Source organism: Cupriavidus sp. GW821-FHT02F09 (assembly GCF_059421605.1).
Window position 1 is genome coordinate 148,119 of record NZ_JBWKVH010000014.1, and the last position, 25,202, is coordinate 173,320.

General features: G+C 67.6%; 22 protein-coding genes. 9 read left to right on the forward strand and 13 right to left on the reverse strand.

Features of this window, described 5'->3' with window-relative positions; all coding sequences use genetic code 11:
* The first annotated feature begins 50 nt into the window (after positions 1-50).
* On the forward strand, positions 51-1,073 hold the full coding sequence (locus AC07XB_RS18055) for a bile acid:sodium symporter family protein (RefSeq protein WP_492830613.1): 1,023 nt from the start codon (positions 51-53) through the stop codon (positions 1,071-1,073).
* Positions 1,074-1,157: 84 nt separating this feature from the next.
* Here AC07XB_RS18055 and AC07XB_RS18060 read toward each other — a convergent pair whose 3' ends face one another.
* Complete coding sequence (locus tag AC07XB_RS18060) at positions 1,158-2,663, reverse strand: N-acetylmuramoyl-L-alanine amidase (protein WP_150988779.1); 1,506 nt, start codon at positions 2,661-2,663, stop codon at positions 1,158-1,160.
* Positions 2,657-3,169 carry a tRNA (adenosine(37)-N6)-threonylcarbamoyltransferase complex ATPase subunit type 1 TsaE gene (tsaE, locus tag AC07XB_RS18065; protein WP_492830612.1) on the reverse strand — a complete coding sequence of 171 codons (513 nt, stop codon included), beginning with the start codon at positions 3,167-3,169 and terminating at the stop codon, positions 2,657-2,659. The genes AC07XB_RS18060 and tsaE overlap by 7 nt, the downstream gene beginning before the upstream one ends.
* A 16-nt stretch (positions 3,170-3,185) precedes the next feature.
* Here tsaE and queG point away from each other — a divergent pair, with 16 nt between their 5' ends.
* On the forward strand, positions 3,186-4,406 hold the full coding sequence (gene queG / locus AC07XB_RS18070) for a tRNA epoxyqueuosine(34) reductase QueG (protein WP_492373328.1): 1,221 nt from the start codon (positions 3,186-3,188) through the stop codon (positions 4,404-4,406).
* A 4-nt stretch (positions 4,407-4,410) separates the two neighbouring features.
* On the opposite strand, the gene AC07XB_RS18075 is transcribed toward queG, so the two are convergent.
* Positions 4,411-5,304: an AEC family transporter gene (locus AC07XB_RS18075; RefSeq protein WP_492373327.1), complete on the reverse strand. Its 894-nt coding sequence runs from the start codon at positions 5,302-5,304 to the stop codon at positions 4,411-4,413.
* Between the two features lie 122 nt (positions 5,305-5,426).
* Here AC07XB_RS18075 and AC07XB_RS18080 point away from each other — a divergent pair, with 122 nt between their 5' ends.
* The gene (locus AC07XB_RS18080; protein ID WP_492373326.1) at positions 5,427-6,053 is read left to right on the forward strand and encodes a chalcone isomerase family protein; all 627 of its coding nucleotides are present in this window, start codon (positions 5,427-5,429) and stop codon (positions 6,051-6,053) included.
* A 137-nt stretch (positions 6,054-6,190) separates the two neighbouring features.
* The gene (locus AC07XB_RS18085; protein ID WP_253930730.1) at positions 6,191-7,159 is read left to right on the forward strand and encodes a tripartite tricarboxylate transporter substrate binding protein BugE; all 969 of its coding nucleotides are present in this window, start codon (positions 6,191-6,193) and stop codon (positions 7,157-7,159) included.
* A 273-nt stretch (positions 7,160-7,432) separates the two neighbouring features.
* On the opposite strand, the gene AC07XB_RS18090 is transcribed toward AC07XB_RS18085, so the two are convergent.
* The 7 genes from AC07XB_RS18090 to AC07XB_RS18120 form a co-directional block, all read right to left on the reverse strand.
* Positions 7,433-8,371 carry a carbohydrate kinase family protein gene (locus tag AC07XB_RS18090; RefSeq protein WP_492830611.1) on the reverse strand — a complete coding sequence of 313 codons (939 nt, stop codon included), beginning with the start codon at positions 8,369-8,371 and terminating at the stop codon, positions 7,433-7,435.
* 44 nt (positions 8,372-8,415) lie between these two features.
* Positions 8,416-10,065, reverse strand: coding sequence for a glucose-6-phosphate isomerase (gene pgi / locus AC07XB_RS18095; protein ID WP_492830610.1), 1,650 nt, complete (start codon positions 10,063-10,065; stop codon positions 8,416-8,418).
* A 79-nt stretch (positions 10,066-10,144) separates the two neighbouring features.
* The gene (gene zwf / locus AC07XB_RS18100; RefSeq protein ID WP_492376665.1) at positions 10,145-11,635 is read right to left on the reverse strand and encodes a glucose-6-phosphate dehydrogenase; all 1,491 of its coding nucleotides are present in this window, start codon (positions 11,633-11,635) and stop codon (positions 10,145-10,147) included.
* 124 nt (positions 11,636-11,759) lie between these two features.
* Positions 11,760-12,698 (reverse strand): ABC transporter substrate-binding protein, encoded by a 939-nt coding sequence (locus AC07XB_RS18105; protein ID WP_492813194.1) that lies wholly within the window; start codon positions 12,696-12,698, stop codon positions 11,760-11,762.
* A 78-nt stretch (positions 12,699-12,776) separates the two neighbouring features.
* Positions 12,777-13,790 (reverse strand): ABC transporter permease subunit, encoded by a 1,014-nt coding sequence (locus AC07XB_RS18110; protein ID WP_492376666.1) that lies wholly within the window; start codon positions 13,788-13,790, stop codon positions 12,777-12,779.
* A 90-nt stretch (positions 13,791-13,880) separates the two neighbouring features.
* A complete protein-coding gene (locus tag AC07XB_RS18115) occupies positions 13,881-15,584 on the reverse strand; it encodes a sugar ABC transporter ATP-binding protein (RefSeq protein ID WP_492830609.1) in 1,704 nt (567 codons plus the stop codon).
* Complete coding sequence (locus AC07XB_RS18120; protein ID WP_492376668.1) at positions 15,571-16,830, reverse strand: ROK family transcriptional regulator; 1,260 nt, start codon at positions 16,828-16,830, stop codon at positions 15,571-15,573. Before AC07XB_RS18120 ends, AC07XB_RS18115 begins: the two co-directional genes overlap by 14 nt.
* 248 nt (positions 16,831-17,078) lie before the next feature.
* Between AC07XB_RS18120 and AC07XB_RS18125 the strand changes: the two genes are divergently transcribed.
* From AC07XB_RS18125 to plsY, 4 genes are all read left to right on the forward strand, one after another.
* Positions 17,079-17,558: a methylated-DNA--[protein]-cysteine S-methyltransferase gene (locus AC07XB_RS18125; protein WP_492830608.1), complete on the forward strand. Its 480-nt coding sequence runs from the start codon at positions 17,079-17,081 to the stop codon at positions 17,556-17,558.
* A 59-nt stretch (positions 17,559-17,617) separates the two neighbouring features.
* A complete protein-coding gene (gene xerD, locus AC07XB_RS18130) occupies positions 17,618-18,568 on the forward strand; it encodes a site-specific tyrosine recombinase XerD (RefSeq protein ID WP_492830645.1) in 951 nt (316 codons plus the stop codon).
* A gap of 35 nt (positions 18,569-18,603) precedes the next feature.
* The gene (locus tag AC07XB_RS18135) at positions 18,604-19,095 is read left to right on the forward strand and encodes an aminoacyl-tRNA deacylase (RefSeq protein ID WP_492376669.1); all 492 of its coding nucleotides are present in this window, start codon (positions 18,604-18,606) and stop codon (positions 19,093-19,095) included.
* 1,128 nt (positions 19,096-20,223) lie between these two features.
* Positions 20,224-20,841, forward strand: coding sequence for a glycerol-3-phosphate 1-O-acyltransferase PlsY (gene plsY / locus AC07XB_RS18140; RefSeq protein ID WP_492833188.1), 618 nt, complete (start codon positions 20,224-20,226; stop codon positions 20,839-20,841).
* Between the two features lie 66 nt (positions 20,842-20,907).
* Here plsY and AC07XB_RS18145 read toward each other — a convergent pair whose 3' ends face one another.
* The 3 genes from AC07XB_RS18145 to AC07XB_RS18155 form a co-directional block, all read right to left on the reverse strand.
* Entirely contained in the window at positions 20,908-21,201 is a 294-nt protein-coding gene (locus tag AC07XB_RS18145) for a GYD domain-containing protein (RefSeq protein WP_492376131.1), read from the reverse strand.
* 204 nt (positions 21,202-21,405) lie between these two features.
* Positions 21,406-22,683: an ATP-binding protein gene (locus AC07XB_RS18150; RefSeq protein WP_492833190.1), complete on the reverse strand. Its 1,278-nt coding sequence runs from the start codon at positions 22,681-22,683 to the stop codon at positions 21,406-21,408.
* Positions 22,680-23,411 carry a response regulator gene (locus AC07XB_RS18155; RefSeq protein ID WP_492376134.1) on the reverse strand — a complete coding sequence of 244 codons (732 nt, stop codon included), beginning with the start codon at positions 23,409-23,411 and terminating at the stop codon, positions 22,680-22,682. The genes AC07XB_RS18150 and AC07XB_RS18155 overlap by 4 nt, the downstream gene beginning before the upstream one ends.
* Before the next feature lie 330 nt (positions 23,412-23,741).
* Between AC07XB_RS18155 and AC07XB_RS18160 the strand changes: the two genes are divergently transcribed.
* A complete protein-coding gene (locus AC07XB_RS18160; protein ID WP_493688087.1) occupies positions 23,742-25,199 on the forward strand; it encodes an MdtA/MuxA family multidrug efflux RND transporter periplasmic adaptor subunit in 1,458 nt (485 codons plus the stop codon).
* Positions 25,200-25,202: the final 3 nt, after the last annotated feature.

The following is a 25,202-nucleotide window of genomic DNA, read 5'->3' on the forward strand; positions in this document are numbered from 1 at the left end:
GCGTCACTGACGTCCAATGCTAGGCGAAACCCTAATCCAACCTTGCCGTCATGTCCGCCATCCTCTCACCCTTCAAGAAAATCTACGACCTGATCGACGGGTTCGTGCTGATCATGCTGAGCGCCATCGGCATCGCGCTGCTGGCCCCGCAAATCGGCGCCGGCGACGGCCCGCTGCACCTGGGCATGGTCACCAACCTGGGCGTGGCCCTGGTGTTCTTCCTGCACGGCGCCGCGCTGTCGCGCGACAAGCTGGTGGCCGGCGCGCGCCACTGGCGCCTGCATGCCTTCGTGCAGAGCTTCACCTACATCGTCTTCCCGGTGGTCGGGCTGGCGTTGATGTTCGGCCTGCGCAACCTGCTGCCCGCCGAGCTGCTGCTGGGCGTGTTCTACCTGTGCGCGCTGCCATCCACCGTGTCGTCGTCCGTGGCGATGACCTCGATGGCGCGCGGCAACGTGCCCGGCGCGATCTTCAATGCCACCATCTCGGGCCTGATCGGCATGGCCGTCACGCCGCTGCTGATGGGCCTGGTGATCAGCGCCAGCGGCGCCTCGATGCCGCTGGGCAAGGCGCTGACCGGCGTGGCGCTGCAACTGCTGCTGCCGTTCGCGCTCGGCCAGCTGGCCCGCCCGCTGATCGGCAGCTGGCTGGCCAAGAAGAAGCAGATCACCAACAAGATCGACCGCGGCGTGATCGTGCTGATTGTGTATTCGTCGTTCTGCGACGCCACCGCCGCCGGCCTGTGGCACAAGTACAGCTGGGAAACCATCGGTGCCGTGATGGCGCTCGCCGCCGTGCTGCTGGTGGTGATCCTGGCCACCACCACCTTCACCGCGCGCCGCCTCGGCTTCTCGGTGGAAGATGAGATCACCGCGGTGTTCTGCGGCTCCAAGAAGAGCCTGGCCAACGGCATCCCGATGGCCAAGATCCTGTTTGCCGGCCATCCGGCGCTGGGCCTGCTGGTGCTGCCGCTGATGGTCTACCACCAGTTGCAGCTAATCGTGTGCTCGGTGATTGCCTCGCGCTACGCCAGCCGCGACGCGCTGCCCGACGGGGCTACCGCCCGCGCCTGAGTGTCAGAGTGTCAGCGCGCTGCATGGCAAACGGCCGGCAACGATGTTGCCGGCCGTTTTGTTTTCAGGCGCCGCCTCTTACTCTTACACCGACGGATTCTTCGCCAGCGGCGGATTGCGCGCGAAGTAGTTCTTGATGCCACGCAGGATGGCGTTGGCCAGTTGCTCCTGGTGGCTCTCGTCGTTGAGCTTGCGCTCTTCCTCGGGATTGCTGATGAAAGCGGTCTCGACCAGGATCGACGGGATATCCGGTGCCTTCAGCACCGCAAAGCCCGCCTGCTCCACACTGCCCTTGTGCAGCCGGTTGACGCCGCCGATCTCCGCCAGCACCGCCTTGCCCACCTGCAAGCTGTCATTGATCTGCGCGGTCGTGGACAAGTCCAGCAGCACCCGCGCCACCTGCGCATCCTTGTTGCCCATGTTGGCGCCGCCGATCAGGTCGGAGGCGTTCTCCTTGTTGGCCATCCAGCGCGCGGCGGTGCTGGACGCACCGCGCTCGGACAAGGCGAACACCGAGGCGCCCTTGGCTTCCGGCGAGAGGAAGGCATCGGCGTGGATGGACACGAACAGGTCGGCCTGCACCCGGCGCGCCTTCTGCACGCGCACGTTGAGCGGCACGAAGAAGTCCGCGTCGCGCGTCATCATGGCGCGCATATTGGGCTGGGAGTCGATCTTGGCGCGCAGCCGCTGCGCGATCTGCAGCACCACGTCTTTCTCGCGCGAGCCGGACGCGCCGGTGGCGCCGGGATCCTCGCCACCATGGCCGGGATCGATCGCGACGGTCAGCAGGCGGCGCATCTTGAAGGAACGGTCCGCCGGCGGGTTGTTGGCAGGCAGGGCCGCAGGCGGGTTGTTCTGCGCCAGCGGCGGTGCCGATGGCACGGCTGGTGAGGAAGGCGCCGGCGGCCTGGGCTTGACGGCTGCCATCGGTGGCAGGGCCGGCACCGGGTTGGCGCCCTTGTCCTCGAACTTGCGCACCAGTGCGCCAATGGCGTCTTCCTCGCCGGAGGCAGGCGCGCCGGACACGCCGTCCGCGCCGGCCGGGGGCTGCGTGGCGGCAAACCTGCGCTGCTTGTCCTCGGTGTCGCGCACCAGGGTCCACAAGGGATCCGGCGGATTGACGGGGTACAGGTCAAAGACCAGGCGGTTGCGGTAACTGCCAATCGGCGCCAGCGTGAACACCTGCGGCGAGACGTTTTCCTTCAGGTCGAACACCAGCCGCACCACGCGCGGCCGGTTCTGGCCCACGCGCACGGTCTGGATGTAGGGATCGTTGGAGGTGATCTTGGCCACCAGCTCGCGCAGGGTGGGCGAGAGATCGAGGCCATCGATGTCCACCACCAGCCGGTCGGGGCCGTGGATCATCTGGTGGACGGCGGCTAGCGGCTCATCGGATTCGATGGTGACGCGGGTGTATTCCTCGGCGGGCCAGACCCGCACCGCGACGATGCCGGCGCCAAAGGCGATCTGTGGCCCGGCCAGCGTGAGCACCACGCTGCCGGCGCCGGCCTTGAGGCACTGCGCCAGCCATTTGCGGCGGGCCAGCTGGATATCGTCGGGTCGGTCGGTGGCGAGTCGCTTGATCAGCATGCGCAAAGCAGGGTAAGTCCAGTCTGAGTATAGGCACGAAGCGTAACGATACGGCGTTCGGCCGCGTCATCGGCGTCGCTGATGTCCGATTGGAGCAACAAGTGAAGGTCCGGTTCCCCAAGCAAGCGCCCGGCTTTCTCCGGCCACTCCACCAGGCTCACGGCCGGTTCGGCAAAACAATCACGAAAACCGGCATCGGCCCACTCCTCCGGATCGGCGAATCGGTACAGGTCGAAGTGGTAGGCGGTCAGCGGCGAGCCATCGGCGCGCGTGACCGAATACGGCTCGCACAGCGTGTAGGTGGGGCTGCGCACCTTGCCCGCGTGGCCTAGCGCGCGCAGGATGGCGCGCGACAGCGTGGTCTTGCCGGCGCCAAGGTCACCCGAGAGCTGCAGGTGCACGGTCTGGGGCGGCAGGTTGCGCACGGCCTCGGCCAGCGCCGCGCCCAGCCGGGCGGTGGCCGCTTCGTCAGGCAGGTTGAGTGTGCGTTCTTGGAGCAGGGGCATTGCGTACAATTCGGGAATGATCGACCGAGCAGCCCAGGCGCCAACCGCCTCGCCCCCTCCTGCCAGCAGCGCCGCCCACGGGGCAGCGCCTGGCCTTGCGCCGCCCCCGGCGTCGTCCGTTGTGCATGCAGGCACGGACGCTGCCGGGCTGGAGGCGCTGGTGGGCTCGATCCGGGCCTGGGGCACGGAGCTCGGCTTCGATGCGCTCAGCATTGCCGACGTGGATCTGAGCCGGGCTGAAGCAGGATTGTTGGCGTGGCTGGCGCAGGGCTACCACGGCGACATGGATTATATGGCGAACCACGGCTTGCGGCGCGCCCGTCCCGCCGAACTCGTGCCCGGCACGGTGCGCGCCATCGTGGCACGCATGCCGTACCTGCCCGCCGCGGGCCCGCACGACTGGCGCGCCCATGAACTTGCCCGGCTCGACGACCCCGCCACTGCCATGGTCTCGCTCTACGCGCGGGGCCGCGATTATCACAAGGTGCTGCGCAACCGCCTGCAGCAGCTCGCCAGCCGCATCGAAGCCGCCATCGGCCCGTTCGGCTATCGTGTCTTCACCGACTCGGCGCCGGTGATGGAGGTGGCGCTGGCCGCGCAGGGCGGGCTGGGCTGGCGCGGCAAGCACACGCTGCTGCTCGACCGCGATGGCGGCTCGATGTTCTTCCTCGGCGAGATCCTGGTCGATGTGCCCTTCCCCGCCGACGCGCCGGAACCCGGCCACTGCGGCAATTGCCGCCGCTGCATCGATATCTGCCCGACCCAGGCCATCCTGGAACCCTACCGGATCGACGCGCGCCGCTGCATCTCCTACCTGACCATCGAGCACAAGGGCGCGATCCCGGAGGCACTGCGCGCGCCAATGGGCAACCGCGTGTACGGCTGCGACGACTGCCAGCTGGCGTGCCCGTGGAACAAGTTCGCCCACCGCGCCACCCTGCCGGACTTCGACGTGCGCAATGGCTTCGACGCGCCCGACATGGCCGAGCTGTTCGGCTGGACGGAGGCGGAATTCAACCAGCGGCTGGAAGGCAGCCCGATCCGCCGCATCGGCCATGAGCGCTGGCTGCGCAACCTGGCGGTAGGGCTGGGCAACAGCCTGCGCGCGGCCATCGCCAGCGGCGATATGGCGCTGGCCACGCGCATCCGCGCCGCGCTCGGCGCGCGCCAGGCCGAGGCCAGCCCGCTGGTGCGCGAGCATATCGACTGGGCGCTGGCCCAGGCGCCCGCTAACTGACGAGCTAACTGACGAGAGACAGCCAGAACGGCGTGGTGACGATGGCCGCCACGGTCATGACCGAGATCGTCGCCGCCACCATCGGGCCGTTGCCGCCCATGCGCACGGCCAGGATGTAGGCGCTCGACGCGGTCGGCAGCGAGGCAAACAGCACCGCGATCTGCGACTGCAGCTCGGTCAGCGGCAGCAAGCGCCCCACCGCCCAGGCAAAGCAGGGCATGGCCACCAGCTTGACACCGCTCCACCACGCCACCGGCCCGACCGCCCCCGTCACCCCGCTCATCTGCAGACCCGCGCCGACTGTCATCAGCCCCAGCGCGGTGGACGCGGAGCCCAGCCGGGCCAGCGTCATGCCCACCACCTCGGGCGGGTGCAGGCCCACCAGGTTGGTCAGCAAGCCCCCTGCGGTGGCGAGGATCAGCGGGTTGCGCGCCAGCTCGCGCCACAGCCGGGTCTCGCCGTGACGGGCCAGCGCCCATACCGCGGCCACATTGCACAGCGGCACCGTGCAGCCGACGATCACCGCCATCATGGCCAGGCCCTCGCTGCCGCCCAGGCGCGCGGCCAACGCCAGCCCGATATAGGAATTGAAGCGGAATGCGGTCTGCAGGCCGGAGGCGAAATCCAGCGGCGCCAGCCGCATCGCCCATTTGACGGCATAGCCGCCAACCATGCCGAACGCGGTGGTCAACAATGCCAGGCCGAGCATGGCCGACGTGGAGGAGAAATCGAACTTGGCGCTGTTGGTGGACTGCAACAGCAGCGCGGGGAAGAGCACGAAGTACACCAGGCGCTCCACCCCAGCCCAGAACGCGCGGTCGAAAGGGGAATAGCGCACCAGCAGCCAGCCGATCAGGATCAGGCTGAAATCCGGCACCAACAAGAGAGCAGAAGACATCGCTTGGTTTTAGTTATTGTGATGGCCGCCGCGCACGCCAAGTGCAGCCTAGGGCAGATACCAATTGGTATTGTTTCAGAAATCGTGGACTATGGCACGTTCCGTCGTACCGTCCAGCCTTTATGTTTTCCCGTCGTACCCCGTTCGCGTGCGAACCGCTCGCCCGCCGCGCAAGCCTGCTGGCGCTCACCCTCTGCGTGGGCGCGGCCCTGGCCATGCCGCCGGAGCGCGCGCGCGCCAACGAAATCGAGGGCATGCGGATCGACGACGCCACCCGGGTCGGCGGCAAGGAGCTGCAGCTCAACGGCACCGGCCTGCGCTCGATGTTCATCATCAAAGGCTATGTGGCCGCCCTTTACCTGCAGGAGAAGGCGCGCAACGCGACCGTGGTGCTGGGCGCCCACGGCCCCAAGCGCCTGCAGATCCGGCCGCTGCGCGAGGTGCCACCCGATGCCTTTATCAAGGCCCTGAACGAAGGGCTCCGCGAAAACCACAGCGAGGTCCAGTTCCAGAGGCTGTCCGAGCGCCTGTTCCAGTTGCGCCAGACCATGGAGCAGATGGGCACCGCCCGCAAGGGCGATGTGATCAATTTTGACTTTTCGCCCGATGGCGGCACCGTGGTCGCCATCAACGGCACGCCGCGCGGCAAGCCGATCCCGGGCGAAGATTTCTACCAGGCCGTGCTGCGCATCTTCCTTGGCGACCATCCGGTCGACCGGGATCTCAAGCGCGGGCTCCTGGGCGGTTAGCCCCCGGGCGGCCTCCAGGCCCGCCCGCCAGAACTCACGCCGCCGGCTTCAAAGCCCCGCCACCGCGGCAGCGTCGCCGGCGTTCTTTACCTTGGGCGGATATCCCCGCCCGGTCCTTTGACGGGAGACACGATCTCATGCAAACCAGCAAAATCGCCCTGGCCCTTGGCCTGGCAGCAGCAGCCTCCGTGGCGCAGGCGCAAAGCTTCCCGACCAAGCCGATCCGGCTGATCATCCCGTTTGCGCCCGGCGGCACGACGGACATCGTGGGCCGTGGCGCGGCCGACCAGATGAGCCGCATCCTGGGCCAGCCCGTGGTGGTGGAAAACCGCGCCGGCGGGGGCGGCTCGATCGGCGCCGACGCCATCGCCAAGGCCGCGCCCGACGGCTACACCATCGGCATCTCCACGGTCTCCACCATGGCGGTCAACCCGGCCTGCAACCCCAAGCTGTCGTACGACCCGATCAAGGACTTCAAGCCCGTCACCAACCTGGCCAACGTGGCCAACGTCATCGCGGTCAACCCGAACTTCCCGGCCAAGGACTACAAGGAGTTCCTGGCTGTGCTCAAGGCCAATCCGGGCAAGTATTCGTACGCGACCTCCGGCACCTGCGCCTTCGGCCACATGCTGGGCGAGCAGTTCAAGGTCTCGACCAAGACCTTCATGGTCCATATCCCCTACCGCGGCGCGGGCCCGGCGCTGAACGACGTGCTGGCCGGCCAGGTGCCGATCATGGTCGACAACCTGCCCTCCTCGATGCCCTACATCAAGGCCGGCAAGCTGCGCCCGATCGTGGTGGCATGGAACAAGCGCATCGACTCCCTGCCGAACGTGCCGACCTTTGGCGAGCTCGGCCTGAAAGAGCCGAACGACCCGGCCTGGTACGGCCTGGTGGCCCCGGCCGGCACGCCTGACGAAGTCATCAAGAAGCTGAACGAAGCCGCGGTCAAGGCGCTGCAGGACAAGGACTTCCAGCAGCGCTTGCGCACTGCCGGCGCGGAACCTTCGGGCAACACCCCGGCGGAGCATGCGGCGGAGATCAAGAAGGAATTCGAGAAGATGAAGACGCTGGTGAAGGTGCAGAACATCAAGCTGGAGCAGTGATGTTGGCGGCAAGCCCGCGGCACTAGCCGAAGCCGGCGAGCGGGCCAAAGCCGCGCGCCATGACGACGGCTGTCTCTCCCTCTCCCCTCAGGGGGAGAGGGCCGGGGAGAGGGGTGGCTTAGCTAGGAGCCACCTGAAGCGAAGCCCGTGGTGTTGTCCAGCACGACGGCGTAACGAGCGCCCGCCCTCTCCCCCAGCCCCTCTCCCGCACGCGGGAGAGGGGAGCACGACAGGGAACACGGCAGGAAGCACGGCAACGCCGACCCAACGCGATCAGGCCAAAGAGGCCAGAACCACCGCCTCGCGCAGTAGCACGCTCACCTCGGCCACCGCCGGCGAATACGCCCCTGCACGCGTGGCCGCCACCGCCGCGGTAGCGGCAGCCCATCGCGCCTGCCGCGCCAGCGTCGCCTCGGGGTCCAGCAACAATCCCGCCATCCATCCGCCCATTGCAGCGTCGCCGCAGCCGACGGTATCCACCACCTCGACGGCGAAAACCGGCTGCTCACAAGCACCGTCCCCATGCAACAGCGTCATGCCATCCGCGCCGCGCGTCAGCAGCACGCACGCCTGCGGCGCCAGCGCCCTGAGCGCGGCGAGCGCGGCGTGTTCGTCCAGCGCGGGGTACAGGCCGCGCAGGTCTTCGTCCGATACCTTGATGTAGTCCGCCAGGCCAGCCATGTGCGCAAAGACGGCCTGATACTCCGGTGCACGCATGGGCGTGCGGAAGTTGGGATCGAAGGCAATGCGCTTGCCCGCGGCCCTGGCCTGCGTGGCTTCCGTGCACAGGCGCGCGGCGAGCGGCTGGCGCGCGAGGCTGAGCGAGCCGAAGTGCACGGTGCGCGCGGCCTGGCGCCAGCCCGGCGGCAAGCGCTCGGGGTCGAAGTAGAGATCGGCGCTGTCGTCGCCGACGAAAAAGTACTGCGGCGGGTGCTGCGCGCCGACAAACGCCAGCAGCGGCGAGCGCTCCACGCGCTGCAGGAAGCGCAGGTCCAGGCCAGCCTCGGCACTGGCCTCGGCCAGTTGGTCGCCCAGCGTGTCGGCGCTGATCGCACCGGCAAAGGCGGTAGGCACGCCCAGCCGCGCGCCCACGCGGGCCACGTTCCAGCACGAGCCGCCGGGCAGGCCGAGCCAGTCCTGCCCGCCCTGGTGGACCATATCGGTCAATGCCTCGCCAAAGACGACGTAGGCTGGCCATGATGTCGTTGTCATTGCATCCTCTTTCTCGGTTTTCCGTATGCGTGCGCTGCCGCGCGTCAGCCTTGCCAGGCCGATGCCGCGGCCAATGCGCGCCGGATCAGGCCGGCGGTGGAAGCATCATGCGGGCGCGCCGGCCCGCCGTCGAGCTCGCAGGCGATCGGCGCGGCAAGTTGCTTGCCCAGCTCCACGCCCCACTGGTCGAACGAGTTGATATTCCACAGCACGCCCTGCACGAAGGTGCGGTGCTCCGAAAGCGCGATCAATGCGCCCAGATGATACGGATCGAGCCGCTGCAGCAACAGCGTATTGCTGGGGCGGTTGCCCTCGAACACCATGTGCGGCACCAGCGCTTCGTCCTGCACGCCGAGCGCCCTGACCTCTTGCGCGGTACGTCCGCGCAGCAACGCCTCGCCTTGCGCAAAGCAGTTGGCGAGCAGCTTGCCGTGGTGACCCGGCATCGGGTGCACCGGCTCCAGCGCGGCGATGAAATCCACCGGCATCCAGTGCGAGCCCTGGTGCACCATCTGGAAGTAGGCGTGCTGTCCGTTGGTGCCGGTGGTGCCCCACACCACCGGCGCGGTGCCTTGCGCGGCGGCGGCACCATCGAGCTGCACGGACTTGCCGTTGCTCTCCATCTCGAGCTGCTGCAAGAAGGCCGGCAGCAGCTCGAGCGGCTCGCAGTACGGCGCCACGCAGCGGCTGCCGGTGCCCAGGAAGCTGCGATACCACACGTCGAGCAGGCCGAGGATCATCGGCATGTTCTGCGGCGCGTCGGCCTCGGCGAAATGCCGGTCCATGGCGCGGGCGCCATCGAGCAACTGGCGAAAGCGCGCAAAGCCAACAGCCAGCGCAATCGACAACCCCACCGCGGACCATAGCGAAAAGCGCCCACCCACCCAGTCCCAGAACGGGAACATATTGGCGGGGTCGATGCCGAACGCGGCCACCGCCTGCCGGTTGGTGGAGACCGCGACGAAGTGGCTGGCCAACTGTGCGTGCGGCACGCCGTGGCGCAGGAACCAGGTGCGCGCGGTGTGCGCGTTGGCCATGGTCTCCAGCGTGGTGAAGGTCTTGGAGCAAACCACCACCAGCGTGCTGGCGGCGTCCAGCCGCGCCAGCACGGCGGCAAGATCGCTGCCATCCACGTTGGCGACAAAATGCAGGCGCGGCCCTTCGGTGTCCAGGTGCGCGAGCGCGCGGCAGACCATGCGCGGGCCGAGGTCCGAGCCGCCGATGCCGATATTGATCACGTCGGTGATCCGGCGGCCATTCCAGCCGCGCCACGTGCCGCCGCGCACCGCGTCGGCAAAGCGCTCCATCTGGGAGAGCACCGCAGCCACGTCGCCGGCCACCGCCACGCCCTGCGCGTGAAAGCCGTCCTGCGGCCACGCGCGCAGCGCCATATGCAGCGCGGCGCGGCGCTCGGTGGTGTTGACCGCTTCGCCGCGGTACATGGCATCGCGCCGCGCGCTCACGCCGGCCTCGTCGGCCAGCGCGAAGAGCAGCGCCATGGTGGTGTCGGTGACGCGGTTCTTGGCGTAGTCGAGCGTCAGGCCGGCCGCCTCGGCCACGAAGCCGGCGCCACGGGCTTCGCCCTGCTGGCCGTCGAACCAGTCGCGCAGGTGGGCATGGCGGATGACCTGCGCATGCTCTTCAAGCCGTTGCCAGGTGCTTGGGAAATCGGACTTCGGGGACATCGTGGACATCGAATCAACTCCTGTACTCGCCGCCGCGCCGGCAACCGCCGGCGCGTCGCCATGCTTCAGACTGGCTTCACAACGCGTCTCACAGCTCTTCATGCCACACCGCGCCATCGCGCGAGGGCAGCGCGCTCGACGCCGCCGGCCCCCAAGTGCCGGCGGTGTAGAGCTTGGGCGCGAGATTGCTCTGCGCCCAGGCCTGCTGGATCGGCGCGACCCACCGCCAGGCCTGCGCCTGCTCGTCGCGCCGCACGAACAGCCCGAGCCGCCCGCGGATCACGTCCAGCAGCAGCCGCTCGTAAGCCCCAGTCTTGCGCTCATTGCGATTGCCCTGGCCGCGCGGCAGCATGCGTTGCAGGTCCAGCGTGGCGGGCTGCAGCGCCTGCGTGTCGCCGGGATGCTTGACCAGGAAATGCAGGCGGATGCTTTCCTCCGGCTGCAGCGTGATCACCAGCCGGTTGCCGGGCTCGTGGTCCAGCGGGCGCGGGAACAGCGAGTACGGCACGTCGCGGAACTGGATCACGATCTCGGCCACGCGCGACTGCATGCGCTTGCCGGTGCGCAGGTAGAACGGCACGCCGGCCCAGCGCCAGTTGGCAACCTCCGCCTTGATGGCGACGAAGGTCTCGGTCTGGCTATCGGGCGCGACGGCCGGCTCGTTCACATAGCCCGGCACGGCGTCGCCGGCCGCCGCGCCACGGCAGTATTGCCCGCGCACCACCTTCTCGGCGACCTCGTTCAACTCGATGGGCTTGAGCGCCTTGAGGATCTTCAGCTTCTCGTCGCGGATCGCGTCCTCCGACAGGCTGGCCGGCGGCTCCATCGCCACCATGCACAGCAGTTGCAGCAGGTGGTTCTGCACCATGTCGCGCAGCGCGCCGATGCCGTCGTAGAATGCGCCGCGCTTTTCCACGCCGATTTCCTCGGCGATGGTGATCTGCACATCGCGCACCCATTCGCGCCGCCACAGCGGTTCGAACAGTACGTTGCCAAAGCGCATCGCCATCAGGTTCTGCACCGACTCCTTGCCCAGGTAATGGTCGATGCGGTAGATCTGGTCTTCGGCAAAATGTTGCGCCACCGCGGAGTTGATGGCATCGGACGAGGCCAGATCGTGGCCCAGCGGCTTTTCCAGCACGATGCGCACGCCTGCGTGGTTAAGGCCGGTGCGCGCCAGTTGCTCGCAGATCGGCACGAACAACTGCGGGCCGGTGGCCAGGTAGAACACCACCACCGGCGCGGCGCGGGCACGGACCAGCTCGGCGAGTGCATCGAAACCCTCCGGCGCGTTGGCGTCCACCTGCAGGTAGAGGATGCGCGCGACAAAGGCCTGCCAGACTTCGGCCGCGGCGGCAGCGGGCAGCGCCGGACGCACCTTGGACTCGAGCATGGCCAGGTAGGCTTCCTGGCCGAGCGGCTGGCTGCCGAGTGCGAGGATGCGCCCGCGCGCGTGCAACGAGCCCACGCAGTGCGCATCGAACAGCGCCGGCAGCAGCTTGCGCGTGGCCAGGTCGCCGGTGCCGCCGAACAGCACGAAGTCGAATTCGGGGACTGCGCCTACAGCATTGTTTGGCATGGTTTCACCAGTCGGTTGGTCGGTTGGTCGGTTGGTCGGTTGGTCGGTTGGTCGGTTGGTCGGTTGATCGGTTGATCGGCTATCAGGGGATTCGGTTGTAAGTTGAGCGCGGACCGCTGCCCGGCTAGCGCGGCGCGGCCCAGCCCTTGTACGCGTTCACATTGGCACGCGTGACCAGTGTGGGCGGCAGCAACACGATGCGGTTTGCGGGTGCCTGGCCATGCATCAGCCCCACGCCGATCTCCACCGCGGTGCGGGCGATGGCCCACGGGTCCTGGCTGGCCGAGGCCTGCACCAGCGTGTTGGCCTTGAGCGCGGCCTCGATATCGGGCGCGCCATCGACAGACGCGATCAGGATGCCACGGCGGTTCAGCTGACGCGCGGCCAGGTCGGCGCCGACAGCCTGCGGGTCGTTGATGGTGAAGACCGCGTCGATCTTGGGGAAGCGGGTCAGGTAAAGCTGCATGACATTGAGGCCGCCCTCGCGTGAGCCCTTGCCATCCTGGTCATCGGAGAGCACGTGGATGCCGGGGTGCTTGCCCAGCACCGTCTTGCAGCCCTTCACGCGATCCAGCACGGCAGACACCGGCGGGCCATTCTGGATGATGAGGTTACCGCGCCCGCCCAGCCGCTCGGCGAGAAAGGCGCAGGCCAACTCGCCGGCCTGCGTGTTGTCGGTCTGCACCGTGGCGTCGGCACCCGCCGCCGCCACGTCCACCGCCACCACCACGATGCCGGCCTTGCGGGCCTTCTTCACCGCGGGCTCGATGGCGCGCGCGTCGGCCGCGTTGATCAGGATCAGGTCCACCTTCGACACGATAAAGCTATCGATATGCGAGAACTGCTTGTTGAGGTCATAGTCGGCGGACAGCACCGTGACCTTGGCATCCGGGTTGATCTTCTTGGCGGCGGCTTCGGCGCCGTGCGCCAGCGCGACGAAGTACGGGTTGCCGAGCGAGCCGAGCGTGACGCCGACTTTTTTCAGCGGCCGTTGCGCGGCCGCGCTCGCCGGTGCGGCGTCCGGCGCGTTCTGTGCGGCGGCGCCGGCGCACAGCAGGCTCATTGCCGCCATCGCCAGTGCCGCCAGGTATTGCTTGGACATATCGTGTCTCCAGTAGCCGGTGGTCAGGTCACGCACGCTTCACGTGCGCGCCGAGCCCTTGCGGCGATAGCTGTCGAGCGCCACCGCACCAATGATCACCAGCCCCTTGATGATGTATTGCCAGATATCTGACACGCCCAGCAGCACCAGTCCGTTGGACAGCACCGCGATGATCAGCGCCCCGACCAGCGTGCCGACGATGGAGCCGGTGCCGCCCACGAAGCTGGTGCCGCCCAGGATGACCGCGGCGATGGCATCGAGCTCGTACGACTGGCCAAGCTGCAGCCCGTTGGCCGCGTACAGGCGCGCGGAAGACATCACGCCGCCCAGCCCCGCCAGCAGCCCGGACACCGCGTACACGAACAGCAGCACGACCCACACCTTGATGCCGGACAGGCGCGCCGCCTCGGCATTGCCGCCCACCGCGTAGATCTGCAAGCCCAGCACAGTGCGGCGCAGCACGAACCACGACACCGCCACCACGGCAAAGGCGATGATCACCAGCCAGGGCACGCCCAGTACTTCGCCGTTGCCGATAAAGGCAAAGCCGATATCCGGGTTGTAGATCGTGCTGTCGTTGCCGACCAGCCGCGCCAGCCCGCGCACCGCCGTCAGCGTGCCCAGTGTGACGATGAACGGCGGCAGTTTCATGAAAGCGACCAACGCGCCGTTGACGATGCCGAACAGCAGGCCGCACAAGAGCGCGGCGGGCACGCTCAGCATGCCGAGCTGCGGCATCAGCGACACCAGCATCGCCACCACCGCCGAGATCGACAGGATGGAGCCCACCGACAAATCGATGCCGCCGGTCAGGATCACGAAGGTCATGCCCGCGGCCAGCACCATGTTGATGGAGGCTTGCTGCGCGATGATCGACAGGTTCTGCCAGCCGGCGAAGTTCTCGGTCAGCACCGAGAAACCGATGCACAGCAGCACCAGCACGGGCAGCATGCCAAGCGCGCGCAGGCGCTCCTGGGTGGTGAGGCGGCCGAGAGTGGCCGCGGGCAACGAAGCGCCAGTGGAAGCGGCGGGACGTGTGATGGATTCATGCATGGTTGTCTCCTGCGCCGGCGGCTGCGCAGCGTTGCGGGCCGGCGTCGATGGTTCTGTCTCTTGCGGGCGGCGTACAGGCTGCGCCCTGCCTCAATGCAGCGTGATGCTAGTTGCATGGCCGGCGGCGGCGCGCGGCACGTCCGCCCATGCGGGCGCCGGCTGCGCGGCCGCGCCGGTGGCCAGCGCGATGATGCGCTCCTGGGTTTCGGCCGCGCTGCCGGCGGGGCGCACCTCGCCGGCCAGCGCGCCCTCGCGCATGACCAGCACGCGGTCACACAGGCCCACCACTTCGGGCAGCTCGCTGGAGATCATCAGGATCGCCACGCCGCTCTGGGCCAGCGCGTTGATCAGCCGATAGATCTCCGACTTGGCGCCGATGTCCACGCCACGCGTGGGCTCATCCAGGATCAGCACGCGCGGCTGGATTTCCAGCAGCCGCGACAGCATCACCTTCTGCTGGTTGCCGCCGGACAGCGCGCCCACGTTGACCTGCGCATGCGCCACGCGGATGCCCAGCGTGTCGATGGCCTCGGCCGTGCGGCGGCGCGCGGCGCTCCGGTTCAGGCGGCCCAGGCCTAGTGCGTCGCGCGCGGCCACGATCAGGTTGATGTTCTCGTGCACGCTCTGGTCCAGGAACAGGCCCTGCAGCTTGCGGTCCTCGGTCAGGTAGGCAATGCCGGCATCGATGGCCTGGCGCGGGCCGCCGGCCGGCAGCGTGACCAGCCCGCCAGTGCCGGCCGGGTTGGCCGGGTCGGCAATCCGGACCTCGCCGCGCGTGCGCATGTCGGCCCCGAACACCAGCCGCGCCAGCTCCGTGCGGCCCGCGCCGACCAGGCCCGCCAGCCCCAGTACCTCGCCGGCGCGCAGGTCGAAGCTGCAGCCCTTGACGCGCCGGCCATCGGCCACGTCGCGCACGGACAGCATCACCTCACGCTCGACCGCCTGGCCGTGCGTCTTGGTGTAGAAACCTGACAGGTCGCGCCCCACCATCATCTTGACCAGCGCCGCCTGCGACAGGTGCGCGCGGTCCAGCGTGCCAACGAAACAGCCGTCGCGCAACACGGTCACGCGATCGGCCAGCTCGTCAATCTCGGCCATGCGGTGGCTGATATAGAGAATCGCCATGCCTTCGCCGCGCAGTTGGCGGATCAGCGCGAACAGGCGATCCGTCTCGTGCGTGGACAGCGGCGTGGTGGGCTCGTCCATCACCAGGATGCGCGCCTCGAAGTGCACGGCCCGCGCGATTTCCACCAGCTGGCGCTGCGCGATCGACAGGCTTGCCACGTTCGCCGCGGGCGAGAAATCCGCGCCGAGCCTGGCCAGCGTGGGCGCGCAGGCGCGCACCATCTCGCCGCGCGCCACCAGCCCGCGCCGCTGCAGGGCACGGCCCAGATAGATGTTCTCGGCCACGCTCAGGTTGGGCGCCAGGCTGAGCTCCTGGTAGATCACCGCCACGCCAAGGTCGCGCGCGGATTGCGGCCCATCGATCTGCACCCGTTGCCCGTCGATATGGCATTCGCCGCCGGGGTCCGCGGTGTAGGCGCCGGACAGGATCTTCATCAGCGTCGACTTGCCGGCGCCGTTCTCGCCCATCAAGGCGTGGACCTCGCCGGCGTAGGCCGTGAGCTCGACATTGCGCAGCGCGCGCACGCCGGGGAAGGTCTTGCAGATATTGCGCAGCGCCAGCAGCGGCGCCTTGGTGGACGTATCGCACGTATCGCACGTATCGGACGAAGCAGCCGAAATGGGCGAAATAGGTGAAATAGACGAAGCGGACAGATCAGACGATGGCATGGTTGGCCTCCGGAATCATGGCGGATGCGCCTTTGAGCATGTCGGCCCGCGGCGAGAAATTCATGAACATCGGCAGCGACGCGGCACCGACCGCGCCGGCGTTGGCACCAAAGCAGCCACGCACCACGCGTGGCGCTCGCCGAGCCTCGGGCGCGCCGTCGTCCAGCTCGCCTTGCAGGCGCTCGATCAGCGCCTGCACCAGGCCACCGTCGATATCGGCGTCAAGGATGATCAGCGGCACGTCGAGCACCGCCAGCGCCGATTGCATGGCGGGCGCCAGCGCATCGATGCAGTCGTCCAGCCACTGCGCCACCGCCGGGTGCTGGACGCGCACCTGCGCTTCCAGATCGGCATGGCCGTCGATGGTCACGCCGTGGTGGCGCAGGTGGCGCGTCAGCGCGTTGAGCGAGGCGCGCGCCAGCAGGATGTCGCGCCGCTTGCCGGTGCGCGGCGCGGAGGCCAGGGTGCTGGGCTGCACCGGCATCATGCCGATGTCGCCGGCATTGCCCGACACGCCGCGCACGCAGTCTCCGTTGAGCGCCACGCCGCCGCCGATGGCCGGGCCGACGAAGACATAGAGGAAGCTCTGCGCGTGGTGGCTGCCGTAGAACAGCTCGGCCACGGCAGCAGCGGTGCCGTCGTTCTCGCCAAACACCGGCAGGCCGGTGGCATCCGACAGCGCTGCGGCAAAGTCCACGGCATCCCAGGCGCGGAAGGTGGCCTGCGATGCCTCGTCCTGCAAGTCCAGCTCGCGCAGCCAGGCACCGAGGTTATAGGGCTGGGCCACGCCGATGCCAAGCAGGCGCTTGCGCTCGTCCGGCGTAAGCAGCGCACGCAGTTCGGCCACATCGTCGCGCACCAATGCCAGCGCTTGCTCCGGGTGGGGCAGGACCATCTGGTGGGCGCGGCTGGCGAGGATCTCGCCGCCGAAGTCCACCATCACGCACTCGATGCTGCCACGGTCCAGCCGGACCCCGATGCCGAACGCGCCCTTGGGCTGCAGGCGGATCAGGCTGGCCGGCTGGCCACGCTGCCCATCCTGGCGGCGGCCGGCCACATGGATCAGGCCATCCTCGGTGAGCGTCTGCACGATGCTGCCCACCGCCGTGTTGGTGAGCTGCGCGATGCGGGCGAGATCCGCCTTGGACGCCTCCCCGGCATGCCGCAGCGCCAGCAGTAGCGCGCGCTCGTTGTACAGCCGCAAACTGGCGGAATTCACGCCGCGGCCGGCCTTGGCACTGTTCATGTGGTCTCCGAATGCTGTTATGAGTGCCGCCTGCATCACGTTGCGCGCTGAGTGGCGACGGCGGTGCATCTAGCTGCGGCATTAATTAATTCAGATTGAATTAAATAATAAGCCAGACCAGAACTCAAGGAAGGGGAAACCCCAGTCAAGTGGTTGCATGGCCCTCTGCGGTGCGCCCCACACGCCACCGCGCATCCCGGCGCCGCCGCCATGCTCTAAAATCCAGGCTCGCGCTTCCCACCCCTGCCATGGACTCCATCTTCGACGCCATCCTCCCAGCCCCTTTCGGCAAGATCGGCGTGCGCACCGACGGTGAATTCGTCCGCGAGATCGTGTACCTGCCCGCGAGCATGCGGCTCGTCGAGCCGGCCAACGCGGTCACGCAACGCCTGGCGCGGCAACTGGAGGCCTACTACGTCGATCCGGATGCACGCTTCGATATCCCGCTGGCGCCGGTCGGCAGCGCGTTCCAGCGCCGGGTCTGGCAAGCGATCTCGAACGTGCCGCGTGGCAAGGTCACCACCTATGGCGCGGTGGCGCGGCAGATCGCCAGCGCGCCACGCGCGGTCGGGCAGGCGTGCGGGGCGAATTTCTTCCCACTGGTGATTCCCTGCCATCGCGTGGTTGGCGCCAGCGGCATCGGCGGCTTTGCCAACCATGACGGCGACGGCTTCTTCCTTGATATCAAACGCTGGCTGCTGCGCCATGAAGGGGTGATGCTGGCATGAACGACATTGCGCAGATTGACGACGGTGACAACGGCGGCGACAGCGGCCATATCGACGACATGGAAGACAGCAACGCCGTCATCGACACCGAAGACACCGAGGACAGCCCCGCCCTGCTCGCCGACCTGGCCCTGGTCGACCGCTTCTGCGACGCGCTGTGGCTCGAAGACGGCCTTGCGCAGAACACCATCGACGCCTACCGGCGCGACCTGGCGCTGCTGTCGCGCTGGCTGCATGCCTCGGGCACCTGCGCGCTGCTGGCGGTGGACGACAGCGCCCTCAACGGCTACTTCGCCTCGCGCCACCTGGAAACCCGCGCCTCGTCCGCCAACCGGCGGCTGACGGTGTTCAAGCGCTTTTTCCAGTGGGCGCTGCGCGAGCACATGATCACGGCCGATCCCTGCCTGCTGCTGCGCCCGGCCAAGCAGCCGCCGCGCTTTCCCAAGACCCTGACCGAAGCCCAGGTCGAGGCGCTGCTGGAGACACCCGACACCGCCACGCCGCTTGGCCTGCGCGACCGCACCATGCTGGAGCTGATGTATGCCAGCGGCCTGCGCGTGTCCGAGCTGACACAGATGAAGACCATCGAGATCAGCCTGAACGAGGGCGTGGCGCGCGTGGTGGGCGGCAAGGGCAACAAGGAACGCCTGGTGCCGTTTGGCACCGAAGCCGGCGACTGGCTGCGCCGCTACCTGGCCGAAGGCCGGCCCGCGCTGTTGGGCGAGCGTGCCTGCGAAGCGCTGTTCGTCACCCAGCGCGGCGACGGCATGACGCGCCAGGCCTTCTGGCACCTGATCAAGCGCCACGCCCGCGAAGCCGAGATCTACGCGCCGCTGTCACCGCACACCTTGCGGCATGCCTTTGCCACCCACCTGCTCAACCACGGCGCGGACCTGCGCGTGGTGCAGTTGCTGCTGGGGCACGCCGATATCTCCACCACGCAGATCTACACGCACGTGGCGCGCGAGCGCCTGCGCGAGCTGCACCAGCACCACCATCCGCGCGGCTAGGTTGCCCGCGCGGTCATTGCGATCCGTCATCCATCATGAGCAAGACCAAACACGTTTCGGAAACCCCGGCCACCCAGTTCCTCAAGCGGCATGGCGTTGCCTTTGGCGAGCATGCCTATGACTACGTCGAGCATGGCGGCACCGGCGAGTCCGCCCGCCAGCTCGGCGTGGACGAGCACGCGGTGATCAAGACGCTGGTGATGGAAGACGAGCGTGCGCAGCCGCTGATTGTGCTAATGCATGGCGACTGTTCGGTGTCTACCAAGAACCTGGCGCGGCAAACCGGGCACAAGAGCGTGCAGCCCTGCAAGCCGGAGGTGGCGCAGCGGCATAGCGGGTATCTGGTGGGCGGGACCTCGCCGTTCGGGACGCGCAAGCGGATGCCGGTTTTTGTTGAGGCCGGTGTGCTGGCGCTGGAGCGGATCTATATCAATGGGGGCCGCAGGGGGTATCTGGTTAGTATTGATCCGCAGGTTTTGAAGACGTTGGTGGGGGCGGAGGTGGTGGAGTGTGGGTTGAGGGATTGATGAGGGTGAGGATGGGGTGGTCGCTGTTTCTTTGAGCGGCGATGGCGTTTGCACCCAAGAGCCATACGACATTGCCCTGCGGGTGAGTCGCTGTTTCCTTCAGCGGCGATGGCTTTTGCACCCAAGAGCCATACGACATCGCCCTTGCTTGGTTGGTTGCTGTTTCTTTCAGCGGCGATGGTTTTTGCGCCCAAGGGCCATACGACATCCCCCTGCGGGGGCTGCCGGTCACTTTTCTTTGACCGGCAAAGAAAACTAACGAAAAGAAAGCCGCCCTGCCGGGAGCAGAGCAATCAGGCTTATGTGGGGCGGTGGTTGCGTCGTACGGCCCGGAGTGTTGGCTAGCCGATCCTACCGACCCCAAGGGCATCGTTTCTGCATGGCCCATGGGTTACGTGGTGCGGCCCCTGACCTCGTGTGCGGTGCCCGTTCCCACATCTGCCGTTCGCGGTGCGAAGTGCCGCGCCGTTTCGGGTGTGGCTGGTTTCGTGGTTTTGTCTCGGAGGACGAGCGCCGTGGGTGTGAGCGCGGCCCTCGCGCACGGGCCACGGTGCCCACCACGAAACCAGAGGGGGGTGAAGCAAGGCGCCGCTCGCGCCGGTACGGCAGGGCATCAAATGGCCGGGCACCCGCCGCTAGAGACAAAACCACGAAACCACCAAGGCAGGCAGGATCGTGGCGCTGCGCACCGCGAACGGCAGATGCCCGAACGCGCACCGAGCAAAGCAATCAGGGGCACCACCACGTGACTATTGGGTCATGCAAGTACGATGTCCTTGGGGCCGGTAGGATCGGCCAGCCAACACTCCGGGCCGTACGACGCAACCACTGCCCCACTTAAGCCTGATTGCTCTGCCCCCGGCAGGGCGGCTTTCTTTTCGTTAGTTTTCTTTGCCGGTCAAAGAAAAGTGACCGGCAGCCCCCGCAGGGGGATGTCGTATGGCCCTTGGGTCCAAAAACCAACGCCGATGAAATAAGCAGCAACCAACCCCGCAGGGCGATGTCGTATGGCCCTTGGGCCCAAAAGCCAACACCGCCCACAAAAGCACCACCACCCTCAAAGCCCCCCATCCCCCCTACCCCCCTTCCACGCTACAATCCCGCCAGCCTAAAACCCCCAATTCCCACATGGCCAATCTGATCTTCGCACTAGCCGCCTACCTGATCGGCTCCATTTCCTTTGCCGTCGTGGTCAGCAAGGCCATGCGCCTGCCCGATCCGCACACCTATGGCTCCGGCAACCCTGGTGCCACCAACGTGCTGCGCAGCGGCAACAAGAAGGCCGCCATCCTGACGCTGATCGGCGATGCCCTGAAGGGCTGGCTGGCGGTCTGGCTGGCGCAGCGCTTCGGCCCGGCGTACGGGGTCGACCACACGGGCATCGCGCTGGTGGCGGTGGCGGTGTTCCTGGGCCACCTGTTCCCGGTGTTCTTCCGCTTTGCGGGCGGCAAGGGCGTGGCCACCGCGGCCGGCATCCTGTTTGCCATCGACCCGCTGCTGGGCGCGGGCACGATGGCGACCTGGCTGATCGTGGCCTTCTTCTTCCGTTACTCGTCGCTGGCGGCGCTGGTGTCGGCGGTCTTTGCGCCTTTCTTCTATGTCCTGATGTCGGGTGTGGACGTGCTCGCCGGCGCGGTATTCGCGATCAGCGTGCTGCTGGTGGTGCGGCACCGCGCCAACATCGAAAAGCTGCTGGCCGGCAAGGAAAGCCGCATCGGCGAGAAGAAAAAGGCGCCAGGCGCCTGAGCGCCGTGTCAGACAGTAAAAAGCCCGCACAATGATGCGGGCTTTTTGATGCCGGCTGGCAAGTGGCTACGGCAGCTTGCTGAGGATGCCGTTCATCTCGTCAGTGGAGAAGGCACGCAGCGTCTGGCTGCGGACGTTGCCCGCCATGCCCAGGGCCAGGCCGAATGCGGTCATGGTGGCATCGTCGGGCGCGGTAAAGGTCGCTACCAGGTCATATTGCCCGAGCGTCCAGAAGATATCTTTCATTTCGATGCCGCTTGCCTTTGCCATTTCGCGAACAGCCGCGGCGCGCTTGGTTGTGTCCTTGACGGTACGGATTCCCTGGTCGGTGAAGTTTAGAAGCGTGACGAAAGTTGCCATGATGCGTCTCCTGATCCACTGGATTGGCGCTACGCGTTGCCAAAGCGCATAGAGCAACTACTCGCAGCAAGCTGCGTACCACGCGAGCCAGCGTATGGCCGGCGTGGCCATGGCGTCAGCAGGCAGCCCCCGTGCAGGGGAAAACCGCCTGAATGTGTTCCAGATCTGATACGAGCCGGGACGCCGCCGTCCGGCGGCCGACGCTCAGGCCGCTTGTGCCAGCGCCGCGAACGGAAACACCATTTCCACCCGCAGGCCGCCCTCGTCCCGGTTTGCCAGCACCAGGCGGCCGCCCGCCTGGCGCACCAGCCGGTCGACGATGGCCAGGCCCAGGCCCGAGTGCGCATTGCCGCCGCGCGCCGGGTCCAGCCGCACGAACGGCAGGGTGACCTTTTCCATAGCGTCAGGCGGAATGCCTTCGCCATGGTCCTCCACCACCATGTGCCAGCCGTCGGCCTGGCGCGAGGTGCTGAGCAGCACCGGCGCTGCCCCGTAGGCATAGGCGTTGTCGATCAGGTTGCCGACGATACGGTCGAGCTGGGTGGCGATCATGCGGAAGCCCTCGCCTGCCATCAGCGAGACCTCCACCGGCTTGTCCTGCTCGGCCAGCGAGGCGGCCAGCTCGCCGATGCGGCGATCGACCGGCACCGGCCGCGCCGCGGGTTCGCCGCTTTGGGCAAAGGTCAGGAACTGCTCGACAATGGCGGACATGGACTCGACATCGCGCGTGACGCCGGCTGCGGCCTTGGGGTCGGCCAGCATCTCCGCGCGCAACCGCAACCGCGCCAGCGGCGTCTTGAGATCGTGGGCGATGCCGGCAAGCATCGTATTGCGCTCCTGGTCGATGCGGGTCAGGTCAGCCATCATGCGGTTGAAGCGCACGATCAACTGGCGCAGCTCGTGCGGGCCGCGCTCACGCAGCGGCTTGACGGTGTGCTGGCGCGACAGCTGCTCGGCCGCAGCCGCCATGTCGCGCACCGGGCGCTGGATCTGCCAGGCAATCAGCAAGGCCACTGCCATGGCCACGCCGACCACCAGGATCACGCCAGGCAGCAGGCGGTTGTCGGGCGGCGGGTTGACCACCCATAGCGCCGGCATCGCGATCCAGTCCTGCCGGTGCGGCAGCTTGACCCAGATGCGCGTGGTCTGGTCTTCCTCGAGCCGTACCTGGGTCCCAGGCGGCATGCGCTGAGAGAACTGCTCGACCAGCCGGCGCGCGCGGCCCTTGGCCGCCACGGTGTGCTCGGCCGCGCTGGCCTCGCTGGCCACTTCCACCAGGCTTGGCAGCTTGATGGGCGGCTGAGCGGCAAGCGCGCGCTGGATGCTCTCGAACTGGAACATCATCTGCTCGACGGAGTAATCCACCTGCTGCTGGCGGCGATCCATGCGCAGGATCGCGAGCCAGGAGAAATGGCTCAGCACCAGCACCGCTGCGATCAGCAGCGCGATGCGTCCGAACAGCGTATCGATGCGCAGCTTCATTGGGCAATGTCTTCGGCTTCGTCGGGCACGAAGGTGTAACCGCGCCCCCGTACCGTCTGGATGTAGCGGGGACGCTGGGCGTCTTCGTCGAGCAGGCGGCGCAGGCGCCAGATCTGGACGTCGATGCCGCGGTCGCTGATGCCGCTCGCGGTGCCATACATCAGCTCCACGATGCGCTCGCGCGACAGTACCTCAAGCGGGTGCATCAACAGCAGCTTGAGCAGCGCGAACTCGGTATCGCTGATCGCCACCGGGTCGCCGCTGCGCACCAGCGAGCGCTGGCGGAAGTTGACGCGGAATGGCCCGAAGGCCATGCCCTCGCGGTCTTCCGGCGCGGCCGCGGGGCGGGCCAGCTTGCGGCGCAGCACGGCATTGATCCGCGCCAGCAGCTCGCGCGGCGAGAATGGCTTGCCGAGATAATCGTCCGCGCCGATCTCCAGCCCCACGATGCGGTCGATCTCGTCGCTGCGCGCGGTCAGCAGGATCACGGGAATGTCGTCGTTCTTGGCACGCAGGTTGCGCAATGCGGTCAGCCCATCCACCTTGGGCATCATCAGGTCGAGCACGATCAGGGCGGGGCGCTCGCGCTCCAGGCGTGCCTGCAAGCCTTCGCCATCGTGCAGCACGGACACGGCAAAGCCCTGCTGGGTGAGGTATTCGCGCAGCAGGTCGCGGAGTTCGGGATCGTCGTCCACGACGAGGATCTGGGTAGGCTGATTGGCTCGCATAGGCAGATGATAGCTAGGCTGGGCGCGGCAATCCGGGCGAATTGTTTCAGGGCATTACACCCGGGCTGCTGGTAATGATCTGTAAGATTGGCCGCCCGCGCTGAAACATGAGTGCCGCCAGCGCGCATTATGCTTCGCTTATGTTGCCGTTGCCGGCGGTCGCCGGTCAGGACGGCCCCGCCCGACGCCGCCCGGCCAGCGCGTAATCGCGCATGAAGCCGCGTGCTGCCAGCGGCACGTGCCGACGGCGTTGCGGCATACTTCTGCCTCTCATACCCCGAAAATCGTTCAAACGCGTTTTTGTTGACGCGTCGCTCCCAGGATCCGGTCATGGCCAACCCCGAAGAACATCAACCGGCTAAGCTGCCACCGCCGCCCAAGGCTGCCTCGCGCCGCCGCAAACTGATCGCCGCCGCGCTGATCCTGCTGCTGGCCGGCGGCGGCTGGTATTGGTACAAGCATCGTACGCCCGCAGCCGGTGCCGCAGGCGCGCCCGGCGGCACTAACGGCAGCCGTGGTGGCCCTGGCGGCCCCGGCGGCCCTGGGGGTCCCGGCGGCCAGCGCTCGCCGGTGGTGGTCAGCACCGTGGCCAAGCGTAATATGGACGTCATCCTCAACGGCCTGGGCAATGTCACGCCCGTGGCCAATGTGACCGTGCGGGCCCAGGTGTCGGGTCCTCTGCTCAAGGTCCTGTTCAAGGAGGGCCAGATGGTCAAGGCCGGCGACGTGCTTGCCGAGATCGACCCACGCCCGTTCCAGGCCACGCTGGACCAGGCCGTGGGCACGCTGGCGCGCGACCGCGCCCTGCTGGAGAACGCCCGCCTGGACCAGAAGCGCTACCGCACGCTGCTCGGCCAGGATTCCATCTCCAGCCAGCAGGTAGACACCCAGGACGCCCTGGTGCGCCAGTATGAAGGCGTGGTCAAGACCGACCAGGCCAACGTGGACAGCGCCCGCCTGCAACTGGGCTACACCCGCATCATGGCGCCGGCCTCCGGCCGCATCGGCCTGCGCCAGGTCGACCCGGGCAATATCATCAGCACCAGCGACACCAACGGCATCGCCCTGATCACCCAGATCCAGCCGATCGCGGTGCTCTACACCATCCCTGAAGACAACCTGCCGTCGGTGCTCAAGCGGCTGCACGCGGGCGAGACCATTCCCGTCCAGGCCTGGGACCGCCAGGCCCGCAACCGCCTGGCCGATGGCACGCTGCTGACCACCGACAACCAGATCGACACCACCACCGGCACGGTCAAGCTCAAGGCGATCTTCCAGAACCAGGACGGCCTGCTGTTCCCGAACCAGTTCGTCAACATGCGCACCAAGGTGGACACGATCGAGGACGCCACCGTGGTACCGGTGGCGGCAATCCAGCGCGGCCAGCAAGGCACCTTTGTCTATGTCGTCGACGACAGCAGCAAGGTCAAGGTCCAGGTGGTCGCGCTCGGCACGAGCGACGGCGATCGCACCGTGGTGACCAAGGGCCTGCAGCCCGGCCAGCGCGTGGTGGTCGACGGTGCCGACCGGCTCAAGGAAGGCATGACGGTGGAAACCGTGGACCCGGCAGCGCGCGCAGCCGCGCTGGTACCGGCCAGCGCGCCGCGCGGGCGCGGACGGCGCCGCGATGGTGGCGCCAGCGGCGCGGCCGGCGCCTCCGGCGTGCCGGGTGCCTCGGGTGCGCACGGTGAAGGGCGCCGTCACCGCGACGGCGCGAGCGCGGCTGCAACGGATGGCGGCGGCAGCGCTGGCGCCCCGGCGGGCGCGGCGCCCCAGCGGCCGCAGTAAGGA